The following is a 21,924-nucleotide window of genomic DNA, read 5'->3' as shown; positions in this document are numbered from 1 at the left end:
CAGCAGCCGGGCCCCGGACCGCACGTCCAGGGCCCGGGTGCCTCAGTCCTCGTCCGGCTTGGCGTGGTCCGGCCTGCCGGGGTTCGGGTCCCGGGACAGGTCGATCGCCGGGTGCCGCGGCGCCCCCTCGGGTGCGGCGTGCCGTCCGGTGGCCGGAGCCTCCTGCTGGCTCCCGTTCTCGTCAGTGTTCACAACGCCCTCCTCGTTGCTCGCTTCGTGCGAACCCCTCTGGCGACACGCTACCGAGAAGGGACGGGGCGAGTGAGCCGTGCCCCTGCTCGCGTCACCAATGAGTACTTTGTCCGGAACCGATCCGGCGGCCGTGTGGTCGAACCGGGGAAGACGAGGACGAGGAGGGCCGATGAGCTTCGACGTCGACGCCAACGAGCTGCGGCAGTACGCCGGCAAGCTCGACGCCCAGCGCGGCACCGCCGGCGAGATCGCGGGCTTGGTGAGCAAAGCCGACGTGTCCGACAAGTCGTGGGGCGTGGTCGGCCTGTTCGTGAAGCAGAAGTACACCGGGATGCTGGCCGACCTGAACGACCTGTTCACCGACCTGCAGGAGGGGCTGCAGTCGGGGGCGGAGAAGTTCCGCGGCGCCGCGGACGGCTACCAGGCGCAGGAGGACGCGGTGAAGGACCTCCTGAAGGGCTTCCAGCTGGAGATCGAGGGCCACTGATGGCTGAAGAGAAGACCAAGGCCGGTGGCGTCGAGATCACCACCGGCGACAAGGACACCGGCCAGAAGATGGCCGAGGCGGTCCCGTTCTACGGCAACTACCTCAAGACCAAGGACGCCGTGGGCAAGTTCAGCGACGGCGCGGACGGCTCGGAGGTGTCCAACCTGGCCTCCGAGGGCACGGCGCTGCTCGGCGCGGTGGGCACCAGCGCCTACGGCATCGCGACCGACCCGATCGGCTGGCTGGTCGGGCAGGGGCTGAACTTCCTGATCAGCGTGGTGCAGCCGCTGGAGGACGCGATCCACTTCGTCAGCGGCGACGGCCCGGCGCTGTCGCAGGCCGCGGAGAACTTCAACGCCATCGGCAAGGGCGTCGCCGACCTCGGCAAGCGCTTCGAGCAGGAGCTGGCGGACTCGGTGACGAGCTGGGGCGGGCCCGCGGGCGAGGCGGCGAGCACGAAGCTGGGCGAGTTCGCGAACGGCATCGACGGCGTCGCCGGGCAGGCCGGTGAACTGGCGCGGATGCTGCAGATCTCCAGCATGATCATGACCGTCGTCGAGGACTTCATCAAGGCCATCCTCACCGAGCTGATCACCTGGCTGATCATGATCTGGATCCCCGCGCTGGCGGCCGCGATCCCGAGCTTCGGTGCCTCGACCGCCGCGGCCGGCACGGCGACCGGCGTGCGGGCGGCGCAGACCGGCAGCCGGGTGTCGCGGATCGTCGCCAAGCTGCGGGAGTTCCTCGACCGGATCCTGGCGTTCCTGCGGAACCTGGTCTCCCGGCTGGGGAACGTGCGCACAGCCTTCCAGCGAGCCATGCTCAACAAGCGGGTGGGCAACATCTTCGCCGACGCCGCGAAGAAGGAGTTCGGCGACAAGTCCCCGCTCACCAAGCTGTGGAGCAACGAGGGGTTGCTCGGCGGCCGTCTCAACGACGGCCTGGGCAAGTCGCTGCTGAACACGGCGCGCGACACGGCCGTCTCGGAGCTGGGGCTGGGCAAGGGCCAGAACGCGGGGATCGACAAGCCGCTGCGCAACGTCAGCGGCGGGATGAAGGCCGCGGAGGTCGACGACGTCGGCGAGGACCAACCGAAGGAAGAGACCGAGGGGTACCTGGACATCTGAGCATGGGTGAGTTCGAGCTGCGGATCGCGCTGGCGGTGCTGGTTTGCCTCGTACTACCGATCAGCCTCACGTTCTGGTGGGTGCGGCGTCGCGAGCGGCGTGAGGATCGCAAGCACTACGAGGCGCTGGCGGCGCTGACCGCCTCGATCGGCGGAGTGGTGATCGGACGGGACGAGGCGACGGCGTGGTCTACCGGGCTGCGCCCGCCGTTCAAGACCCATGTCGGTGGCCTGATCAACTGGATGGGCACTGTCCGGAAACCGCGCTTCGAGACCGCGCTGGACTTCCGGCGCGACGGCTGGCAGGTCCGGGTCAGCGAGGCGTCGATGCGCAGGGCGGTGTCCAACGGCACGAGCACGTTCTACGAGCACCGGATCGACGTGGCCACCGCCCCGCTACCTCCGATGAAACTCCACCGCCGCCTGCACACGGACTTCCGCGGTCGCCCGGTGAAACCGGACAGCATCCTGGCTCTCGGCGGCAAACCGGTGCGAGAAGCTCCCGTCACGGTGGCGCAGCAGCAGGGCCAGTGGCTGGAAGTGAACCTGCCGCTCTCCGTCAGCACGGACTGGGTCGCGTTCAGCAGCGCTCCCCAGGGTGCTCCGCTCACACCCGAGGCGCTGGAGTGGTTGTCACGGAACACCGGCGCGCTGCCGTGGGGCCTCACCTTCGAGAGCGGGCTGCTGTACGCCACCTGGCCCACCCGCATCCAGCCACAGACGCTGCTGACCACCGTCGACGCGATGCTCGGCCTGCTCGACCGCATCCCCGGCGCCCGCCGGGGCTGAAACGACGAACCCCCCGGCTCCGCGAGGGAACCGGGGGGTTCGTGCACAACTCGGGTCAGCGGAAGTCGCGACCGAAGTCGTAGTCGTCCAGCGGGACGGCGGCACCCGTGCCGCTGCCGAACACATCCGGGGTGTAGTAGCCGTCGTCGTAGGACGGGATGGCGTACGCCGCCACCCGGGCCTCCTCCGTCGGCTGCACCTGGATGTTGCGGTAGCGGTTGATGCCCGTACCGGCCGGGATCAGCTTACCGATGATCACGTTCTCCTTGAGGCCCACGAGCTTGTCGCTGCGGCCGTTGATCGCCGCATCGGTCAGGACTCGCGTGGTCTCCTGGAACGACGCCGCCGACAGCCACGAGTCCGTGGTCAACGACGCCTTCGTGATGCCCATCAGCACCGGACGGCCCGAGGCCGGCTGCCCGCCCTCGGCCACGACCTGCCGGTTGGTCGCCTCGAACTTGGTCCGCTCGGGCAGCTCGCCCGGCAGGAAGTCCGTGGCACCGGAGTCGATGATCGTCACCCGGCGCAGCATCTGCCGGACGATGACCTCGATGTGCTTGTCGTGGATCGACACACCCTGCGCGCGGTACACCTTCTGGACCTCGTCCACCAGGTGGATCTGCGCCTCACGCGGCCCCATGACGCGCAGGACCTCGTGCGGGTCCGGCGTGCCTTCGAGCAGCGGCTGACCGACGTTGACGTGGTCACCGTCCGCCAGCGGCCCGGTCGGCGTGTTGGCCAGGCGCTGCCGCTTCGACAGCTTGTCGAAGACGATCTCCTCGCTGCCGTCGTCCGGGATCAGCGTGATCTTCCAGAACCGCTCGCTCTCCTCGATCCGCACGCGGCCGTCGACGTCGGCGATCGGCGCCTTGCCCTTCGGCACGCGGGCCTCGAACAGCTCGGTGACACGCGGCAGACCCGTGGTGATGTCGTCACCGGCGACACCACCCTGGTGGAAGGTACGCATCGTCAGCTGGGTACCCGGCTCACCGATCGACTGGGCGGCGACGATACCGACGGCCTCGCCCACGTCCACCAGCTTGCCGGTGGCCATCGAACGGCCGTAGCACATCGCACACACACCCACGGCCGACTCACAGGTCAGCACGCTGCGCACCTTGACCTTCGAGATGCCGCTGGAGAGCAGCTTCTCGATGGCCGGGTCACCGAGGTCGTCACCCGCGTTGAGCACCACGTTGCCCTGGGCGTCCGTGGCGTCCGTGGCGAGAGTCCGCGCGTACGCGCTGGTCTCGACGTGCTGGGCACGCACGACCCGCCCGTCACCGAGGTCCTCGCCGATCGGCATGTTGATGCCGCGGCGGGTACCGCAGTCGGTCTCGCGGACGATGACGTCCTGCGACACGTCCACCAGACGCCGGGTCAGGTAACCCGAGTCGGCGGTCCGCAGCGCGGTGTCGGCCAGACCCTTCCGGGCACCGTGGGTGGCGATGAAGTACTCGGCCACCGACAGGCCCTCGCGGAAGTTCGCCTTGATCGGACGCGGGATGTACTCACCCTTCGGGTTCGACACCAGACCACGCATACCGGCCAGCGAACGGACCTGGGTCATGTTGCCCGCCGCACCGGACTTCACGATCATCGAGATCGGGTTGTCCTCCGGGAAGGCGTCCTCCATGACCTTGGCGACGTCGTCGGTCGCCTGGCTCCACACCTTGACCAGCTCGTTGTTGCGCTCGGCGTGCGAGAGCTGACCGCGCTGGTAGCGCTTCTCGACCTGGTCGGCCTTGGCCTCGTACTGGTCGAGGATCTCCTTCTTCTCCTTGGGCACGACCACGTCGGTGATCGACACGGTGACGCCGGACCGCGTCGCCCAGTAGAAGCCGGCGTCCTTGAGCCGGTCGAGGGTCTGCGCGACCTGCGTCATCGAGTACCGCTCGGCGAGGTCGTTCACGATCGCGGCCTGCCGCTTCTTCGGCATCGGCTCGTTCACGAACGGGTAGTCCGCGGGCAGCAGCTCGTTGAACAGCACCCGGCCCAGCGTGGTCTCGGCCAGCCACGGCTGACCCGGCTCCCAGCCGGCCTCGGCGAGCCTGGCCAGGTCGGCCTTGCCCGGCTGCCGGTCGTTGATCCGGATCTTGATCGGCGCGTGCAGGCCCAGCGCCTTGCGGTCGAAGGCCATGATGGCCTCGGCCGGCGACGCGTAGGCGTGCCCGGCACCGGCCGCGTTCTCGTCCAGTCGGGTCAGGTGGAACAGACCCGTGACCATGTCCAGACGCGGCATGGCGAGCGGACGGCCCGACGCCGGCGACAGGATGTTGTTCGCCGACAGCATCAGGATCCGGGCCTCGGCCTGCGCCTCGGCCGACAGCGGCAGGTGCACCGCCATCTGGTCACCGTCGAAGTCCGCGTTGAACGCCTCGCAGACCAGCGGGTGCAGCTGGATGGCCTTGCCCTCGACCAGCTGCGGCTCGAAGGCCTGGATGCCGAGGCGGTGCAGCGTCGGCGCGCGGTTGAGCAGCACCGGGTGCCCGGTGATGACCTCTTCCAGCACGTCCCACACGGCCGGGCGGGCCCGCTCGACCATCCGCTTCGCGGACTTGATGTTCTGCGCGTGGTTCAGGTCGACCAGCCGCTTCATCACGAACGGCTTGAACAGCTCCAGCGCCATGTCCTTCGGCAGACCGCACTGGTGCAGCTTCAGCTGCGGGCCGACGATGATGACCGAACGGCCCGAGTAGTCGACGCGCTTGCCGAGCAGGTTCTGGCGGAACCGGCCCTGCTTGCCCTTGAGCAGGTCGGACAGCGACTTCAGCGGCCGGTTGCCCGGCCCGGTGACCGGACGGCCGCGGCGGCCGTTGTCGAACAGCGCGTCGACGGCCTCCTGCAGCATCCGCTTCTCGTTGTTGACGATGATCTCGGGCGCGCCGAGGTCGATCAGCCGCTTGAGGCGGTTGTTCCGGTTGATGACCCGGCGGTACAGGTCGTTCAGGTCCGAGGTGGCGAAGCGGCCACCGTCGAGCTGCACCATCGGGCGCAGGTCCGGCGGGATCACCGGGACGGCGTCGAGCACCATGCCGCGCGGGTCGTTGCCGGTGGCCTGGAACGCCGCGACGACCTTGAGCCGCTTGAGCGCGCGGAGCTTCTTCTGCCCCTTGCCGCTGCGGATGGTCTCGCGCAGGTTCTCGGCCTCCGCGCTGACGTCGAACTCGGTGGCCAGCTTCTGGATGGCCTCCGCGCCCATGCCGCCGGTGAAGTACTCGCCGTAGCGGTCGTACAGCTCGCGGTAGAGCATCTCGTCCGCGATCAGCTGCCGCGGTTCGAGCTTGGTGAAGGTGGTCCAGATCTCCTCGAGCCGGTCCAGCTCGCGCTGGGCCCGGTCGCGGAGCTGGCGCATCTCACGCTCGCCGCCCTCCTTGACCTTGCGGCGCACGTCGGACTTGGCACCCTCGGCCTCGAGCTGCGCGAGGTCGGCTTCGAGCTTCTGCGCCCGCGCCTCGATGTCGGAGTCGCGCTTGGTCTCGATGTTCTTGCGCTCGACACCGATCTCGTTTTCGAGCGTCGGCAGGTCGTTGTGCCGCAGCTCGGTGTTCACGCCGGTGATCACGTAGGCCGCGAAGTAGATGATCTTTTCGAGGTCCTTCGGGGCCAGGTCCAGCAGGTAACCCAGCCGCGACGGCACGCCCTTGAAGTACCAGATGTGGGTGACCGGGGCGGCCAGCTCGATGTGGCCCATCCGCTCACGGCGCACCTTGGCCCGCGTGACCTCGACACCGCAGCGCTCGCAGATGATGCCCTTGAAGCGCACCCGCTTGTACTTGCCGCAGTAGCACTCCCAGTCCCGGGTGGGGCCGAAGATCTTCTCGCAGAAGAGGCCGTCCTTCTCGGGCTTGAGCGTGCGGTAGTTGATGGTCTCCGGCTTCTTCACCTCGCCGAAGGACCACTGACGGATGTCGTCCGCGGTGGCCAGGCCGATCCGGAGCTCATCGAAGAAATTGACGTCCAGCACGTCCTTGCATCCCCTTGGGGTAGATGTGGCTAGAGGGGTCGGCTACCGGTGTGCGGGGCCGCGGGAGGTGGCCCCGCACACCGGCGGCTGGGTCATTGCGCGATGTCGTCCACGGAGGGCGACTCGTTGCGGGACAGGTTGATGCCGAGGTTGGCCGCGGCGCGTTCGAGGTCCTCGTCGTCGGAGTCGCGCATCTCGATCGCCGCACCGTCGGAGGACAGGACCTCCACGTTGAGGCAGAGCGACTGCAGCTCCTTCAACAGCACCTTGAACGACTCCGGGATGCCCGGGTCCGGGATGTTCTCGCCCTTGACGATCGCCTCGTACACCTTCACGCGGCCGACCACGTCGTCGGACTTGATCGTCAGCAGCTCCTGCAGCGTGTAGGCCGCGCCGTAGGCCTGCATCGCCCAGCACTCCATCTCACCGAAGCGCTGACCACCGAACTGCGCCTTACCACCCAGCGGCTGCTGGGTGATCATCGAGTACGGGCCGGTGGACCGGGCGTGGATCTTGTCGTCGACCAGGTGGTGCAGCTTGAGGATGTACATGTAGCCGACCGCCACCGGGTACGGGAACGGCTCGCCGGAGCGGCCGTCCAGCAGCACCGCCTTGCCGTCCGGCCGGACGAGCCGCTCGCCGTCGCGGTTCGGCTTGGTCGAGGCCAGCAGACCGGTGAGCTCCTCCTCCTTCGCGCCGTCGAACACGGGGGTCGCGGTGTTGGTGCCGGGGTCGACGTCGTAGAGCTCCTCGGACAGGCCCTTGGCCCACTCCGGCTCGCCCTCGATCTTCCAGCCCTGCGAGGCCAGCCACCCCAGGTGCAGCTCGAGGATCTGGCCGATGTTCATCCGTCGCGGCACACCGTGGGTGTTCAGCACGATGTCGACCGGGGTGCCGTCCTCCATGAACGGCATGTCCTCGGCGGGCAGGATCTTGCCGATAACGCCCTTGTTGCCGTGCCGGCCCGCGAGCTTGTCGCCCGGCTGGATCTTCCGCTTCTGGGCCACGTAGACGCGGACCAGCTCGTTGACGCCCGGGGGCAGCTCGTCGTCGTCCTCGCGGGAGAACACGCGGATGCCGATGACCTTGCCGGTCTCGCCGTGCGGCACCTTCAGCGAGGTGTCGCGGACCTCGCGGGCCTTCTCACCGAAGATCGCCCGCAGCAGGCGCTCCTCCGGGGTCAGCTCGGTCTCACCCTTCGGCGTGACCTTGCCGACCAGGATGTCGCCGTCGCGGACCTCGGCACCGATGCGGATGATGCCGCGCTCGTCCAGGTCGGCCAGCACCTCTTCGGAGACGTTCGGGATGTCCCGGGTGATCTCCTCGGCACCGAGCTTGGTGTCGCGCGCGTCGATCTCGTGCTCCTCGATGTGGATCGAGGTGAGCACGTCGTCCTGCACGAGCCGCTCGGAGAGGATGATCGCGTCCTCGTAGTTGTGGCCCTCCCACGGCATGACGGCGACGAGCAGGTTCTTGCCCAGCGCCATCTCGCCGTTCTCGGTGGACGGCCCGTCCGCGATGACCTGGCCCTTCTCCACCCGGTCGCCCTCGTTCACGATCGGCCGGTGGTTGAAGCAGGTGCCGTGGTTGGTGCGGCGGAACTTGTACAGTCCGTAGCTCTTCCGCGTGCCGTCGTCGTGCATGATCGTGATCAGGTCGGCGGAGAGCTCCTCCACCACACCCGCCTGCTCGGCGACGAGCACGTCACCGGCGTCGATCGCGGCGCGCAGCTCCATGCCGGTGCCCACGTACGGCGCCTGGTTGCGCAGCAGCGGCACAGCCTGGCGCTGCATGTTGGCACCCATCAGCGCGCGGTTGGCGTCGTCGTGCTCGAGGAACGGGATCATCGCCGTGGCGACCGACACCATCTGGCGCGGCGACACGTCCATGTAGTCCACGTCGATCGGGTCGATCAGCTCGACCTCGCCGCCCTTCCGGCGGACCAGCACGCGGTCCTCGGCGAAGTGGCCGTCGTCGGTCAGCGGCGCGTTGGCCTGCGCCTTGACGAAGCGGTCCTCCTCGTCGGCGGTCAGGTAGTCGATCTGGTCGGTGACCCGGCCCTCGACGACCTTCCGGTACGGCGTCTCGATGAAGCCGAACGGGTTGACCCGCGCGTACGAGCACAGCGAGCCGATCAGGCCGATGTTCGGGCCTTCCGGCGTCTCGATCGGGCACATGCGGCCGTAGTGCGACGGGTGGACGTCGCGGACCTCCATGCCGGCGCGCTCACGGGACAGACCACCGGGGCCCAGCGCGTTGAGGCGGCGCTTGTGGGTCAGGCCCGACAGCGGGTTGTTCTGGTCCATGAACTGCGACAGCTGCGAGGTGCCGAAGAACTCCTTGATCGCCGCCACCACGGGGCGGATGTTGATCAGGGTCTGCGGGGTGATCGCCTCGACGTCCTGCGTGGTCATCCGCTCCTTGACCACGCGCTCCATGCGCGAGAGGCCGACGCGGATCTGGTTCTGGATCAGCTCGCCGACGGTGCGGATGCGGCGGTTGCCGAAGTGGTCGATGTCGTCGACCTCGACCGGGACCTCGTGCTCGCCCTCGCCCATCTTGACCTCGCCCGCGTGCAGGCGGACCAGGTACTCGATGGTGGTGACGATGTCCTCTTCGGTCAGCGTGCCGGTCTCGATCGGGATCGACAGGCCGAGCTTCTTGTTGACCTTGTAGCGGCCGACCTTGGCCAGGTCGTAGCGCTTGTCCTTGAAGAACAGGTTCTCCAGGAGGGTCTGCGCGCTCTCCTTCGTCGGCGGCTCGCCCGGGCGCAGCTTGCGGTAGATGTCGAGCAGCGCCTCGTCGGTGCCGGCGGTGTGGTCCTTCTCGAGCGTCGCGAGCAGGGTCTCCGAGAAGTGGAAACGCTCGCGGATCTGCTCGGTGGTCCAGCCCAGCGCCTTCAGCAGCACCGTGACGGGCTGGCGGCGCTTGCGGTCGATGCGGACGCCGACGGTGTCGCGCTTGTCGACGTCGAACTCCAGCCAGGCACCGCGGCTCGGGATGATCTTGACGCTGAAGACGTCCTTGTCGGTCGTCTTGTCGATCGCCTGGTCGAAGTACACGCCGGGCGAGCGGACCAGCTGGGACACCACGACACGCTCGGTGCCGTTGATGACGAAGGTGCCCTTGTCGGTCATCACGGGGAAGTCACCCATGAAGACGGTCTGGCTCTTGATCTCGCCGGTGTTGTTGTTGACGAACTCCGCGGTGACGAACAGCGGAGCCGCGTAGGTCATGTCCTTGTCTTTGCACTCCTCGACGGAAGCCTTGACCTCGTCGAAGCGGGGGTCGGAGAAGGACAGCGACATCGAGCCCTGGAAGTCCTCGATGGGCGAGATCTCGTTCAGGACCTCTTCGAGGCCGCCGACCGGGTTCTCCTCGCCTTCTTCGACACGGCGCTGGAACCACTTCTCGTCACCGGTGAACCACTGGAACGACTGGATCTGCACGTCGAGCAGATTGGGCGTGGCGAGCGGCTCGCGGATCTTCGCGAAGGAGACCCGCAGCGGGGCTCCGGGGATTCCCTGGGGGTTCGAGTGGGATGCAGCAGAGGTGGTCGCAGCAGTGGCCTGGTTCGCGGGAGAGACTGCCAAGATGCGTCCTTCCGGGGACAATGAGCGGTGAGCAGCCGCGATAGCAACTGCTAAAGCGACTGTCAGGGGTGCCGTGGTGCCCACTATCCTAACTGCCGTGCCCGGGCAGCCTGAAAGAGGGCAGCGCAAAGAAGCAGTCTAGCCCGAATGACGTGTCTTGTCGAGGGGCGCTCCCGATGGGGCCCAGATCTCGATCACACCGTCTTCAGGTATGCCTCCAGCTTCGCCCTCCCGCAGGGCGGTGCCGTCGCCAGTAAGCGTGACCCCCCGGCGCCGTTCCGTCAAGATGCCACGCCCTCAACCCGCCGGTTGGCGCAATGTGCTCGCGCCGTGCACACCGGGTGATCCACCCGTCGTGACCTGCTGTTTCCGCGGCCCGCGGGCCGCGCGGATGGATCACTCGGCGGAAAAGGACAGCGCCCCGACGATCATCGGGGCGCTGTCTTCGCGAGGGTTTCCCGCCGGGTCAGCGGGACGGCGTCGCCGGGGCCTTGCTGCTGCTCGCGGGGGCCTGACTACTCGCCGGCGGGGCGCTGCTCGGGGCCGGGCTGGTGGTCGCCGGGTTCTCCGAGTTGTACGTGTTGAGCGCCGACACCTTCCACTTGCCACCGGTGTACTGCATGTTCAGCCACAGCTGCGCACTGCCGCTGGAGGTCTGGTTCTGGTCCGTGCGCGTCGCCGTCTGGTCGACGAACACCATGACCTTGGCGCGGTCGCCCTGCAGCATGATCACCGCGCTGCGGGTCGCCTTCACCGTGACCACGATCTTCTGCTGCGGCGCCAAGCGCTCGACCTCGCCCATCAGCCTGTCGTACGTCGCCCGCACGTCGTCGTTGAGCAGCAGGTCCTTCGCGGCGTTCTGCGTCTTGGCGATGTCGTTGAAGTCGTAGGAGAACAGCGTCTCCGCCGCGCTCGTGGCGGCCTGGTTCACCTGCGAGGTGCGCGCGACGTCCACGAGCGCGGTGTTGGACGTCGCCGAGTCGAGCTTGTTGCCCTCGATCGCGAACCACACCGCGAAGCCGACGAGCACGAGCGCGAGGCCGAACAGCGCCCCGGCGATGACGAACGGGTTGCGCGCGCGACGCTCGCCCGGCTCCGGCTCCGGCTCCGGCTCCGGCTCCGGCTCGCTGACCGCCGCCTCGGCCTCGGCGTAGTCCGAGGGCTTCGGCGCGCCCTCGTCCCGCGCCTTCGGGCGCGGACTCGGCCGGACGGCCTCGGCCTCGGTGGTCTCGGCAGGCTCGGTCGTCTCCTCGGCGTCCCGCGGGCGCGGGCTCGGCGAGGGGCGGCGCAGACCCGCCACCTTGGGCCGCCGCACCGGCTGCGGACGGCCGGGGTTGCTGGATGGCACTACGAACTCCGTTCCTGCGACGCTACTGACCGCTGCTGACGAGCGGCACCGACCCGATCGAGGAGACCTTCCAGTCCTCGCCGACGCGGGTCATCTGGACCTCCAGCCGCAGCGGCTTGGCCGCGGGCTGCTGCCCCTCCTTCGTGACGAGGGTGCTGATCGCTGCCAGGAAGCTGGCCTTGCCCTCGTGGTCGTCGAGCTCCTCGACCCCGATGTCCTGCACTGTGGTGGTGACCTTGGTCTTCGCGTCGGTCATCGCCTGGCGGTAGGTCTGCTCCGAGTTCTTGATCTGCGTCTGCATGTCCCCGGTGGAGACGTCCAGCTGCTTCTGGAAGTACGCGTCCGGGTTGGTGTAGTCCAGCTCGGTGAACGCCTTGACCGCGACCGCGCCCTGCTGCGCGACCTTGTCACGGGCCTGCGCGAGCGCGACGTCGTCGCTGCCGGACGCCGACCACCAGCGGATGCCGAAGATCGCGGCCGTCGCCAGCGCGGCGACCGCGAGCACCGCCGAGCCCCACAGCAGGTAGCGGCCCAGCCTGGCGTCCCCGGAACCGTCCCGCTCGGCGGTCTCCGTGGTCTCCGCGGCCGGAGCCTCGGGCAGGTCCCGGTCCTCGGCGTCCTCGGCGCTCATAACTCTCCAGAGTAGATAGACGGTGTGTCGTCCCCGTCAGCCGGGCAGCCCCAGCAGGGACGACAGGCTGGTGATGGTGACCGCGGGCGAGCCGGTGACGCCGGGCGTCCCGGCGAGCTCGGCCAGCTGCTGCTGCGGCCGGTCGGCACTGGCGGCCAGCTGCTGCTGGTTCGGCGCCACCGGCACGCCGTTGTACGGCGCGTTCTGGGCGCCGCGGACGTCGATCGGGCTGCCCGTCGGCTCCGCGCAGTAGGCGTTCCAGTCCGGCTCGCGTTCCGTGGTGTCCCCGCCCGTCCGGTACTGGCTCGGGTCCTGGTAACCCTTCGTGCAGGACGGCGGGTTGAACAGGTTGAGGGCGAGCCCCAGATGCGCGGTGCCGTCGCCGGGCACCACGCTGTAGGACGCCGCCGCGAGCGCCGGGTAGCTCACCATGAGCTGCTCGATGCCGTCCTGACGGGTGAGCAGCACGTTCGACGTGGTGAGCAGGTTCGCGACCAGCGCCCCGAGTCCCGGCCCGGTGTCGGTGATCAGCTGGTTGAGCGACTGCGCCGCACCCGGGGTGACGTCGATGAGCTTGCGCAGGTCGCCGTCCGAGCTCTTCAGCGTGGCCGACAGCTCGTTCAGGTTCTTGCTGAACTCCGCCATGTTCGACGCCTCGGCGTTCTGGGTGTCGAGCACCTTCCCGCCCGCGCCGAGCAGCTGCACGGTCTGCGGCAGGTTGTCCTGCGCCGACTTGGTGAAGTCCCGCAGCGTGTCGAGCAGCACCTGCAGGTCGGTGCCGGTGCCGTTGAAGGCGTTGTACGACTCGTCGACGACCGTGCGCAGCGCGTCGGTGGGCACCGACCGCGCGAGCCCGTCGAGGTCGTTGATCACCTGTTCGGTGCCGATCGGCGTCTGGGTCTTCGCGGCCGGGATGACCGAGCCCGCCTTGAGGACCGGCCCGGTGGTGCCGGTCGGGCGCAGGTCGACGAACTGCTCGCCGACGGCCGACCGGTCGGCGATGACGGCCTGCAGGTCCGCGGGCACCGACGGGGTGTCCGGGTCGATGTTCAGGTCGGCTTCGAGCCCGCTCGCGGTGAGCCGCAGCTGCCCGACGCGCCCGATGTCGTAACCGCGGTAGGTCACCTCGGCGCCGGTGAAGATGCCACCGGACTGGTTGAGCTCCAGCTTCACGGTGTAGCCGTGCTGCCCGAACACCTGCCCGAGCCCGGCGAACCGGATCAGCGCGTAGACGACCGCGACGACCGAGATCACCAGGAACGCGATCAGCTGGATCTTCGTCCTGCGGACCAGCATCAGGCACCTCCCCCCGACAGCAGGCCGAAGAGGCCGGCGAGCCCGGACTGCGACTGCTGGCTGTTCCCCGTGCTCCCCGTCGTGCCCGGCGAGGTGCCGCTGCTCGACGTGCCGGGGATCTGGAGCGGCAGCGGCACGCCGGTGCCGTCCGACGAGGTCCCGCCCGCGAGGTTCTGCGGCAGGATCCCGGACAGCGGGTTGTCCCGGCTGCGGCCCAGGTTCTGCAGGATCGTCTGCAGGTTCAGGTCGACCTTCGCGTACAGGTTGAAGTAGTCGCCCTTCGCGCCCGGGATCGCGGAGTCGGTGAACGGGAACGTCAGCAGGAGCTCCAGCGACTTGGGCAGGTCCGAGCCCGCCTCGCCGAGCTTCTGCAACGTCGGCAGCAGCGCGCGCAGGTCGGCGACCAGGTCCTCCTGGCTCTTGTTGATCGTGTCGACGGTGACCCCCGACAGGTTCCGCAGCGCCTGGAGCATCGTGACGAGCTGGGTGCGCTGCTGTTCCAGGACACCGAGCCCGGGTCCCAGGTTGTCGATCGCGTTCGCCAGCTGGTCCTTCTGCGTGACCAGGGTGGACGAGAGCCGGTTGAGCCCGTCGAGGGCGCGGGTGATGTCCGCGGACTGCTTGTCGAGCGTGGTCACCAGCTGGTTCGCGTTGTTCAGCAGGTTGCGGATGTCCGGCTCGCGGCCCTCCGTCGCGGAGTTGAGCTCCTTGGTGATCGTGTTGATCTGCTCGACCCCGCCGCCGTTGAGCAGCATCGACAGCGCGCCGAGCACCTCTTCCACGTCGACGCTGCGGTTGGTGCGCGCCAGCGGGATCTCGGCGTTGTTCGCGAGCGCGCCCTGCGCGAGGTCGTCGCCGGGCGAGGTCAGCTCGACGTACTTCTCGCCGAGCAGGCTCGACTGGCGGATGTTGGCCAGCGCGTTCGCGGGCAGCTTCACGTCGCCGTTGATCTCCATGGTCACCTCGGCGTGCCAGCCGTCCGGGGTGAGCCCGATGGACTCGACGCGGCCGACCGCGACCTCGTTGACCTTCACGCCGGACTTCGGCACCAGGTCGAGCACGTCCTGGAACTGCGCCTTCACCGTGTACGGGTGGTCGCCGAGGTCGGCGCCGCCGGGCAGCGGGACGTCGTAGATGCCGCCGAACCCGCAGCCCGCCAGCGTCAGCGCGGCGACGGCGCCGAGTGCGGTCAGTGCGATGCTGCGCTTCACTGCTGCGCCCCCGTTCCGACCAGGTCGACGAACGGCAGCGGCAGCGGCGGCAGCTGGCCGTGCTGCAGCGCGTACGCCGTCTGCGCCAGCGAAGGCAGCTTCAGCGTGCCGTCGAGGAGTCCGGCGACCGAATCGCACAGGGTCCCGACCGCTCCCAGCTGGCCCGCCTGCTTGAGGAAGCCGCAGATCATCACCAACGGCGGCTGGGTCAGCTCGTTGAGGTTCGGCCGCGCGTCCAGCGTGCCGGACGAGCCGTTGTAGGCGTTGATCACATTGCTCAGGCCGACGGGCGCGACGTCGAGGATCTGCGCGAGCGCGCTCCGCTGGTCCACCAGCACCTTCGTGACGCTCGCCAGGTTGTCCACATTGGTCCGCAGCTTGTCGTGGTGGGAGTCGATGAACTCCTGCACCATGCCCAGCGTGGTACCGAGCTGCTGCACCGTCGCGGCGAGGTTGTCCTTCTCCCCCGCCAGATAGCCGCTGACGTCGGCCAGCTTCGACTCGAACTGCCGCACCTGGCCGTCGCTGTCGGCGAGGGTCTGGGAGAACTGCGCGAGGTTCTGGATGGTCGCGAACAGGTCTTCCTTGTTGCCCGACAACGTGGTCGACAGCTGGCTGAGCTTGGTGATCGTGTCGTGCAGGGACTCGCCGTTGCCGTCGAAGTTCTTCGCGAGCGTGTTCAGCAGGTCCGACAGCGAGCCGTTGGAGTTGACGCCGTTGGGCCCGAGGTCCTGGCTGATCTTGTCCAGGCTCGAGTACAGGTCGTCGACCTCGACCGGTACCGCGGTGCGGTTCAGCGGGATCGTGGCGCCGTCGTCGATCACCTTGCCGCCGGTGTAGGCCGGGGCGAGCTGCACGTACCGGTCGCTGACCAGCGACGGCGCGATGATCGCGGCCTGCGCGTCGGCGGGGATCGCGATCGAGCGGTCGTACTCCATCTCGACGCGCACCTGGTTGCCCATCGGCTGGACGCCGGTGATGGTGCCCATGTCGACGCCGAGCACGCGCACGCTGTTGCCGACGTACAGGCCGATCGCGCTGGGGAAGTACGCCGTCAGGTGCTTCTTGTTGGCGTCTTTGAGCGTCCACCACAGCACGCCGGCGACGACGAGCCCGAGCACGCAGGCGATGGCGACGCCGCGGGCGAGCGACTGTCCGAAGCGGGTGTCCGTCATTGCTGGTTACACCCCTCCTGGTTCAACGGGCCGGTCGAGGGCAGCAGCAGCCCGCAGATGTAGTTGTCGAACCAGTGCCCGTTGCCGACCGTGTTGGTGAACACCCGGATGTAGGGCGCGAACCGCGCGAGGCCCTGCGCCAGCGAGTCCTGGTTGCGCTGCAGCATCGAGGTCAGCTGGTCGAGCGAGTCCAGCACCGGCGTCAGCTGCTTGTCGTTGTCGTCGATCAGGCCCTTGAGCTGCTTCGACAGCTCCTGCGAGCCGGTCAGCAGCGTCGAGATGGCCTGCTCGCGCTGGGAGATCTCGTCGAGCAGCTGGTTGCCGTCGGTCAGCAGCTTCGTCAGCTCCTGGTCGCGGTTGGCCAGCGTCTGGCTGATCTGCCGGGTGTTCGCGAGCAGCTGCGAGAGCTGGGTGTCGCGCTTGGCGACGGTGTCCGACAACTGCTGCAACCCCGACAGCGCGCCCTTCACGTCGTCCGGGGTGCCGGACAGCGTCTGCGACAGGGTGTCGAAGCTCTGCGCGAGCTGCTGCGTGTTGACCTGGTCCACCGTGGTCGACAGGTCGCGGAACGCGTCGAGCACGTCGTAGGGCGCGAGCGTGCGTTCCTTGGGGATCGTGGTGCCAGGGTCGAGCGTCCGGTCCCCCACCGGATCGAGCGCGAGGTACTTCTGCCCGAGCAGGGTCTTGATCTTGATCGCCGCGCTGGTCTTGTCGCCCAGCCACGCGTTCTTGACCTTGAACGACACCTTGACCTGCGCGCCGTCCAGGCCGACGTCGGTCACCTTGCCGACCTTCACGCCGGCCACGCGCACCTCGTCGTCCGGCTTGAGCCCGGCCGCCTCGGTGAAGTCCGCGCTGTACGTGGTGCCCGCGCCGATGATCGGCAGGTCGTCGGCGTTGAGGGCGACGACGAGGCCCAGCACCATCAGGACGAGCCCGACGACGGCGATGGGGACGGGGTTGCGCTGCTGGAAGCTCTTCATCCCGTGCACCGCCCGTTGCCCGACGTCGTGAGCGGGACGTTGATCGCCCCGACCAGGGGCACTGTCACGTCGCCCTCGGTGGAGCACAGGAAGAAGTTGAACCAGGACCCGTAGTCGGCGGTGCTCGTCAACGCGGTCACCTTCTGCGGCAGGTACTGGATGAAGTGCTCCACCAGCGCCTGGTTGTCGTTGAGGTTGTCACTGAGCACTCCGAGTGCGGCGATGTCGTCCTTCAGCGGCGCCCGCGCCTTGTCCAGCAGGCCGGCGGTGGTGTCCGCGAGGCCGCCGAGCGCGTCGATCGCGTCACCGATCGGCTTGCGGTCCTGCGCGAGCCCCGTGACGAGCTGCTGCAGGTTGACGATCAGCGTGTTGAGCTGCGGGGTGTGCGCGTTGACGGTGTCGAGCACGCTGTTGAGGTTGTCGACGACCTCGCCGATGACCTGGTCCTTCTGTGCGATCGTGCTGGTCAGCGACGCCGTGTGGGCGAGCAGGCTGTCGATGGTGCCGCCCTCGCCCTGCATCACCTGGATGATCTCGTAGGACAGCTTGTTCACGTCGTCCGGGTTGAGCGCGGCGAACAGCGGCTTGAAGCCGTTGAACAGCTGGTCGAGGTCGAGTGCCGGGGTGGTGTGGTCGAGCGGGATCGTGGCGCCGGGCTTCAGCGGCTTGGTCCCGTCGCCGGTGCCCTGCCCGAGCGAGATGTACCGCTGCCCGACGAGGTTGCGGTACTTGATCGTGGCCGTCACGTCGGCGGGCAGCGTGCGGTCCGAGTCGACCTCGAAGTCCACCTGCGCCTGCCTGCGGTCGACGATCTTCACGTCGGTCACCTGCCCGACGCGCACGCCCGCGATGCGCACGTCGTCACCGGCCATCACGAGCGTCGCGTCGCTGAACCGCGCGCTGTAACCCTTGGTGCTGCTGGTGTTGATGTTCGCGATGCTGATGCCGAGCACCGCGGTGAACAACACGGTCACGACGATGAAGATCGTCAGCTTGATCAGCGGTGCGGCGAGGCCCCTCACTGGATCGTCACCTCCGTCCCGCGGTAGAGCGGACCGACCAGCAGGCCGCTCCAGCCGGGCATCTCGTCGGCGGTCAGCCCCACCTGCGGGCCGACCAGCACGTCCAGGAAGTCCTGCTCGGCCGGGGTGTTGGCCGGGTTGCCCGCCGTCGTGCCGCTGCCGTTGTAGCCGCCCGCGGTCGCGGTGGTGTTGGCCGGCACCAGCCCGTCACTCGCGCTGCGCGAGGCCGGGGTCGGCTGGCTGCCGTCCTTGAACGGGCCGTCCGGCGGGTACTGCGGGAACGGGTCCGGGCCGTTCTGGAAGTCGTAGCAGCGCGGGCCGCGCTTGTCCTCGAACCGCGGTTCGTCGCGGCCGGCCACGTACGGGCCGCGGTTGGCCACGATCTCCAGCGTCGCGTGCAGGCCGTGCTGGTCCGTGCCCTGGCCGAACGCCTGGTTCAGCCGCGGGATGAGGTTCGACATCTCGCCGAGGAAGCACGGGTACTCCGGCGCGTATTTCGCGAGCAGCTCCGCCGTCGGCCGGGAGCTCTCGGACAGCGTGATGATGTTGTCCGAGTTCGCGGCCACAAAGGACTGCAGCGTCTGCGAAGCGGCGGTCACGTTGCCGTACAACGCCTGCAGGTTCTGCTGCTCGTCCACAATGGTCCTGCTCGTGGTGGACAGGTTGTCCAGCGTCTGCACCAGGTCCGGCGCGGTGTTGCTGAGGTTGCCGGAGAACTTCGCCAGCGACTGCAGGTCGTGCTGCAGCTGCGGCAGGTGGGGGTTGAGGCCGTCGAGGTACTGCCCGAGGTCCGACAGCGTCTGGCCGAGCTCGTCACCGCGGCCCTGCAACGCGGTCGAGATCGCGGTCAGGGTCGCGGAGAGCTTCTGCGGCTGCACGGCCTGCAGCACCGGCAGCAGGTCGTCGAGCGCCTTGGACAGCTGCACCGCGTCCTGCGTGCGGTCCTCCGGGATCACGTCGCCGTTCTGCAGCGTCTTCGCCGACGGGTCCTGCGGGATCTCCAGCGACACGTACCGCTCGCCGAACAGCGTCTTCGGCAGGAACCGCGCGGACACGTTGGCGGGGATCAGCTTCGCCGACTCCGGGTCCAGTGCCAGGGTCAGCTCCGCGCCGTCGGGCTTCGCGTCGATGGACTTCACCGAGCCGACGATCAGCCCGCGCACCTTGACGTCGGACTGCTCCAGCAGCTGGTTGCCGATGTCGCTCGCGTCCAGCTTCACGTCCACGTAGGAGGTGAAGGCGTTGTTGTACATGGCGATGCTCAGCGTGACCCCGCCGACGAGCACGGCGATCAGCAGCAGCCCGAGCAGCCTGCGGCGCAACGTCTTCATCCCGCGATCCTCACCGTCGTCGAGGTACCCCAGATGGCGAAGCCGACGAAGAAGTTGATGATGGCCACGGTGACGATGCTCAGCCGCACCGCGCGGCCCACCGCGACACCGACACCCGCGGGGCCGCCGGAGGCGCGGTAACCGAAGTAGCAGTGGGTCAGGATGATGACCACGCTGAAGATCAGGACCTTGATGAACGAGTAGAACACGTCCTGCGGTGGCAGGAACAGGTCGAAGTAGTGGTCGTACGTGCCCGCCGACTGGCCGTAGATGTAGATGACCACGAGTCTCGACGCGAGGTACGACGACAACAGCCCGATGATGTACAGCGGGATCACCGCGACGAACCCGGCGATGATCCGCGTGGTCACCAGGTACGGCAGGCTCGGCACGGCCATGACCTCGAGCGCGTCGATCTCCTCGGAGATCCGCATCGCGCCCAGCTGCGCGGTGAAGCCCGCGCCGACGGTCGCCGACAGCGCGAGCCCGGCGACCAGCGGCGCGATCTCGCGGGTGTTGAAGAACGCGGTCAGGAACCCGGTGAACGCCGAGGTGCCGATCGAGTTCAGCGCCGAGTAGCCCTGCAGGCCGACGAGCACACCGGTGAACAGCGTCAGCCCGATCATCACGCCCACGGTGCCGCCGATGACGGCGAGCGAGCCCGAGCCGAAGCTCACCTCGGCGAGCAGCCGCAGCACTTCCTTGGTGTAGCGCCGCAACGTCCGCGGGGTCCACGCCAGCGCCCGGATGTAGAACGACATCTGGTCGCCGAAGTTGTCCAGCACCTCAAGGGGCCGGTTCGCGATGCGTTTCGCGGTCTGGCCGAACGTCGCCATGGCTAGCTCAACTTTCCGGGCACGATCTGCAGGTAGACCAGGGTGATCACGAAGTTGACGACGAACAGCAGCAGGAACGTGATGACCACCGACTGGTTCACCGCGTCCCCGACGCCCTTCGGCCCACCGGACGGGTGCAGCCCGCGGTAGGCCGCGACCACGGCGGCGATGAACCCGAAGATCAGGGCCTTGAGCTCACCGACCCACAGGTCCGGCAGCTGCGCGAGCGCGGAGAAGCTCGCCAGGTACGCACCCGGCGTCCCGCCCTGCAGCACGACGTTGAAGAAGTAGCCGCCCAGCACGCCGATCACGCTGACCATGCCGTTGAGCAGCAGCGCCACGAGCATCGACGCGAGCACGCGCGGCACGATCAGCCGCTGCACCGCGGAGACGCCGAGCACCTCCATCGCGTCGATCTCCTCGCGGATGGTGCGGGCGCCGATGTCGGCGCAGATCGCGCTGCCGCCCGCGCCCGCGACCAGCAGCGCCGTCACCAGCGGGCTGGCCTGCTGGACGGTGGCCAGCACACTGCCGGCACCGGTGTAGGACTGCGCGCCGAGCTGGCGGGCCAGCGAACCGAACTGCAGCGAGATGACCGCGCCGAACGGGACGGCGACCAGCGCGGTGGGCAGGATCGTGACGCTAGCGATGAACCAGGACTGCTGGATGAACTCGCGCATCTGGAACGGCCGCTGGAAGAACCCGCGGATGATGTCCAGCCCGAGAGCGAACAGTTTCCCGGTCTCCCGCAGCATCCCGACTCCGGGGATCTTGGCTGGAGAGGCCGACGAGGTCATGAGTCACCCGGTCCCTGGGTCCGCCGGTGGGCGCCCGGGATGCGGGCCACCTCTTCGCTCGGCAGCTCACCGCGGTGGTGCGGCGCGACCGGCGTCGTGTTGATGGTCGGCGGGTCCTGGTAGCCACCGCGGTGCGGGTGCACGCCGTAGCGCTCCTGCTCCTCCGGGCTGAGGGACTCGATGATCCCCTCCTGCGCGGCGGGCGGCAGGGTGTGCAGGATCTGCATGACGCGGTCCTTGCGGCGGATCGCACCCTGGCGGGTCGGCAGCCCGGGCGCGGGCTGCATCTGCGGCGGGATGCCGGTGACCTCCTCGACGCCGCCCGCGTGGTGGCCCGCCTCGAACATCGCCTGCTCGGCGGCGATCTGCGCCTGGTCCTTCTCCTCGGACATGCCGATCGGACCGTCCATGCGGCCGTTGAGGAACTGCTTGACCACCGGCTCCTCGCTGGTGAGCAGCACCTCGCGCGGGCCGAACATGACCAGCTCCTTGCGGAACAGCATGCCCAGGTTGTCCGGCACGGTGCGGGCGAGGTTGATGTTGTGGGTGACGATCAGGAACGTGGCGTCACTCTGTGCGTTCACGTCCAGGAACAGCTGGCTGATGTACGTGGTGCGCACCGGGTCCAGGCCCGAGTCCGGCTCGTCGACCAGGATGATCTCGGGGTCCAGCACCAGCGCGCGGGCGAGCCCGGCGCGCTTGCGCATACCGCCGGAGATCTCGCCGGGGAGCTTCTTCTCCGCACCGGCCAGACCCGTCATCTCCAGCTTCTCCAGCACGATGCGGCGGATCTCGGTCTCGGACTTCTTGGTGTGCTCGCGCAGCGGGAAGGCGACGTTGTCGTACAGGTTCATCGACCCGAACAACGCGCCGTCCTGGAACAGAACTCCGAATAATTTTCGGGTTTCGTAGAGCTTGTGCTCGCTGCAGGTGACGATGTCGACGCCGTTGATCATGCACTTGCCGCGGTCGGGCTTGAGCAGCCCGATCATCGACTTCAGGAAGACGGACTTGCCCGTCCCCGAAGGCCCGAGCATCACGGAGACCTCGCCCGGGGGCAGGGTCAGCGTGACGTCCCGCCAGATGGTCTGTCTGCCGAACGACTTCGTCAGACCCTCGATGACCACCTCGGCACCCATC

Annotated in this window: 17 protein-coding genes; 3 read left to right on the top strand and 14 right to left on the bottom strand. The window is 68.4% G+C overall.

Going from position 1 to position 21,924, the window contains the following annotated elements; translation table 11 throughout:
- Positions 1-42: 42 nt before the first annotated feature.
- Entirely contained in the window at positions 43-192 is a 150-nt protein-coding gene (locus FHX82_RS04275) for a hypothetical protein (RefSeq protein ID WP_145933194.1), read from the bottom strand.
- 169 nt (positions 193-361) lie between these two features.
- Here FHX82_RS04275 and FHX82_RS04270 point away from each other — a divergent pair, with 169 nt between their 5' ends.
- From FHX82_RS04270 to FHX82_RS04260, 3 genes are read left to right on the top strand one after another with little or no spacing between them, the layout of a single operon-like run.
- A complete protein-coding gene (locus FHX82_RS04270; protein ID WP_145933195.1) occupies positions 362-679 on the top strand; it encodes a WXG100 family type VII secretion target in 318 nt (105 codons plus the stop codon).
- The gene (locus FHX82_RS04265; protein ID WP_145933196.1) at positions 679-1,806 is read left to right on the top strand and encodes a WXG100 family type VII secretion target; all 1,128 of its coding nucleotides are present in this window, start codon (positions 679-681) and stop codon (positions 1,804-1,806) included. The genes FHX82_RS04270 and FHX82_RS04265 overlap by 1 nt, the downstream gene beginning before the upstream one ends.
- Before the next feature lie 2 nt (positions 1,807-1,808).
- A complete protein-coding gene (locus FHX82_RS04260; RefSeq protein ID WP_145933197.1) occupies positions 1,809-2,594 on the top strand; it encodes a hypothetical protein in 786 nt (261 codons plus the stop codon).
- A 55-nt stretch (positions 2,595-2,649) separates the two neighbouring features.
- Here FHX82_RS04260 and FHX82_RS04255 read toward each other — a convergent pair whose 3' ends face one another.
- The 13 genes from FHX82_RS04255 to FHX82_RS04195 form a co-directional block, all read right to left on the bottom strand.
- Positions 2,650-6,561, bottom strand: coding sequence for a DNA-directed RNA polymerase subunit beta' (locus tag FHX82_RS04255; protein ID WP_145933198.1), 3,912 nt, complete (start codon positions 6,559-6,561; stop codon positions 2,650-2,652).
- A gap of 92 nt (positions 6,562-6,653) precedes the next feature.
- Positions 6,654-10,154 (bottom strand): DNA-directed RNA polymerase subunit beta, encoded by a 3,501-nt coding sequence (gene rpoB, locus FHX82_RS04250; protein WP_145933199.1) that lies wholly within the window; start codon positions 10,152-10,154, stop codon positions 6,654-6,656.
- Between the two features lie 466 nt (positions 10,155-10,620).
- Positions 10,621-11,502 carry a hypothetical protein gene (locus FHX82_RS04245; RefSeq protein WP_145933200.1) on the bottom strand — a complete coding sequence of 294 codons (882 nt, stop codon included), beginning with the start codon at positions 11,500-11,502 and terminating at the stop codon, positions 10,621-10,623.
- 22 nt (positions 11,503-11,524) lie between these two features.
- Positions 11,525-12,133 (bottom strand): Rv1363c family protein, encoded by a 609-nt coding sequence (locus tag FHX82_RS04240; RefSeq protein ID WP_145933201.1) that lies wholly within the window; start codon positions 12,131-12,133, stop codon positions 11,525-11,527.
- Positions 12,134-12,169: 36 nt separating this feature from the next.
- The gene (locus tag FHX82_RS04235; RefSeq protein WP_145933202.1) at positions 12,170-13,429 is read right to left on the bottom strand and encodes an MlaD family protein; all 1,260 of its coding nucleotides are present in this window, start codon (positions 13,427-13,429) and stop codon (positions 12,170-12,172) included.
- On the bottom strand, positions 13,429-14,640 hold the full coding sequence (locus FHX82_RS04230; protein ID WP_145933203.1) for an MCE family protein: 1,212 nt from the start codon (positions 14,638-14,640) through the stop codon (positions 13,429-13,431). The genes FHX82_RS04235 and FHX82_RS04230 overlap by 1 nt, the downstream gene beginning before the upstream one ends.
- Positions 14,637-15,815, bottom strand: a complete 1,179-nt coding sequence (locus FHX82_RS04225) for an MCE family protein (RefSeq protein WP_145933204.1) — start codon at positions 15,813-15,815, stop codon at positions 14,637-14,639. The genes FHX82_RS04230 and FHX82_RS04225 overlap by 4 nt, the downstream gene beginning before the upstream one ends.
- Positions 15,812-16,798 (bottom strand): MCE family protein, encoded by a 987-nt coding sequence (locus FHX82_RS04220; RefSeq protein ID WP_145933205.1) that lies wholly within the window; start codon positions 16,796-16,798, stop codon positions 15,812-15,814. The genes FHX82_RS04225 and FHX82_RS04220 overlap by 4 nt, the downstream gene beginning before the upstream one ends.
- Positions 16,795-17,820, bottom strand: a complete 1,026-nt coding sequence (locus FHX82_RS04215) for an MCE family protein (protein ID WP_145933206.1) — start codon at positions 17,818-17,820, stop codon at positions 16,795-16,797. Before FHX82_RS04215 ends, FHX82_RS04220 begins: the two co-directional genes overlap by 4 nt.
- The gene (locus tag FHX82_RS04210; protein WP_145933207.1) at positions 17,817-19,151 is read right to left on the bottom strand and encodes an MCE family protein; all 1,335 of its coding nucleotides are present in this window, start codon (positions 19,149-19,151) and stop codon (positions 17,817-17,819) included. The genes FHX82_RS04215 and FHX82_RS04210 overlap by 4 nt, the downstream gene beginning before the upstream one ends.
- On the bottom strand, positions 19,148-19,987 hold the full coding sequence (locus FHX82_RS04205; RefSeq protein WP_145933208.1) for an MlaE family ABC transporter permease: 840 nt from the start codon (positions 19,985-19,987) through the stop codon (positions 19,148-19,150). The genes FHX82_RS04210 and FHX82_RS04205 overlap by 4 nt, the downstream gene beginning before the upstream one ends.
- A gap of 2 nt (positions 19,988-19,989) precedes the next feature.
- Positions 19,990-20,784, bottom strand: a complete 795-nt coding sequence (locus FHX82_RS04200; protein ID WP_183176470.1) for an MlaE family ABC transporter permease — start codon at positions 20,782-20,784, stop codon at positions 19,990-19,992.
- Positions 20,781-21,923, bottom strand: coding sequence for an ABC transporter ATP-binding protein (locus FHX82_RS04195; protein ID WP_145933209.1), 1,143 nt, complete (start codon positions 21,921-21,923; stop codon positions 20,781-20,783). Before FHX82_RS04195 ends, FHX82_RS04200 begins: the two co-directional genes overlap by 4 nt.
- Position 21,924 lies beyond the last annotated feature (1 nt).

Origin of the sequence: Amycolatopsis bartoniae, from assembly GCF_014191255.1 — a bacterium.
GTDB lineage: Bacteria > Actinomycetota > Actinomycetes > Mycobacteriales > Pseudonocardiaceae > Amycolatopsis_E > Amycolatopsis_E bartoniae.
This window is presented reverse-complemented; position numbering and strand designations above follow the sequence as displayed.

Coding starts and splice junctions, on each gene's coding strand:
- FHX82_RS04200 (WP_183176470.1), bottom strand. CDS start 20,784: ATGACCTCGTCGGCCTCTCCAGCCAAGATCCCCGGAGTCGGGATGCTG.
- FHX82_RS04240 (WP_145933201.1), bottom strand. CDS start 12,133: ATGAGCGCCGAGGACGCCGAGGACCGGGACCTGCCCGAGGCTCCGGCC.
- FHX82_RS04205 (WP_145933208.1), bottom strand. CDS start 19,987: ATGGCGACGTTCGGCCAGACCGCGAAACGCATCGCGAACCGGCCCCTT.
- FHX82_RS04210 (WP_145933207.1), bottom strand. CDS start 19,151: ATGAAGACGTTGCGCCGCAGGCTGCTCGGGCTGCTGCTGATCGCCGTG.
- FHX82_RS04270 (WP_145933195.1), top strand. CDS start 362: ATGAGCTTCGACGTCGACGCCAACGAGCTGCGGCAGTACGCCGGCAAG.
- FHX82_RS04265 (WP_145933196.1), top strand. CDS start 679: ATGGCTGAAGAGAAGACCAAGGCCGGTGGCGTCGAGATCACCACCGGC.
- FHX82_RS04260 (WP_145933197.1), top strand. CDS start 1,809: ATGGGTGAGTTCGAGCTGCGGATCGCGCTGGCGGTGCTGGTTTGCCTC.
- FHX82_RS04220 (WP_145933205.1), bottom strand. CDS start 16,798: ATGAAGAGCTTCCAGCAGCGCAACCCCGTCCCCATCGCCGTCGTCGGG.
- FHX82_RS04225 (WP_145933204.1), bottom strand. CDS start 15,815: ATGACGGACACCCGCTTCGGACAGTCGCTCGCCCGCGGCGTCGCCATC.
- FHX82_RS04195 (WP_145933209.1), bottom strand. CDS start 21,923: ATGGGTGCCGAGGTGGTCATCGAGGGTCTGACGAAGTCGTTCGGCAGA.
- FHX82_RS04235 (WP_145933202.1), bottom strand. CDS start 13,429: ATGCTGGTCCGCAGGACGAAGATCCAGCTGATCGCGTTCCTGGTGATC.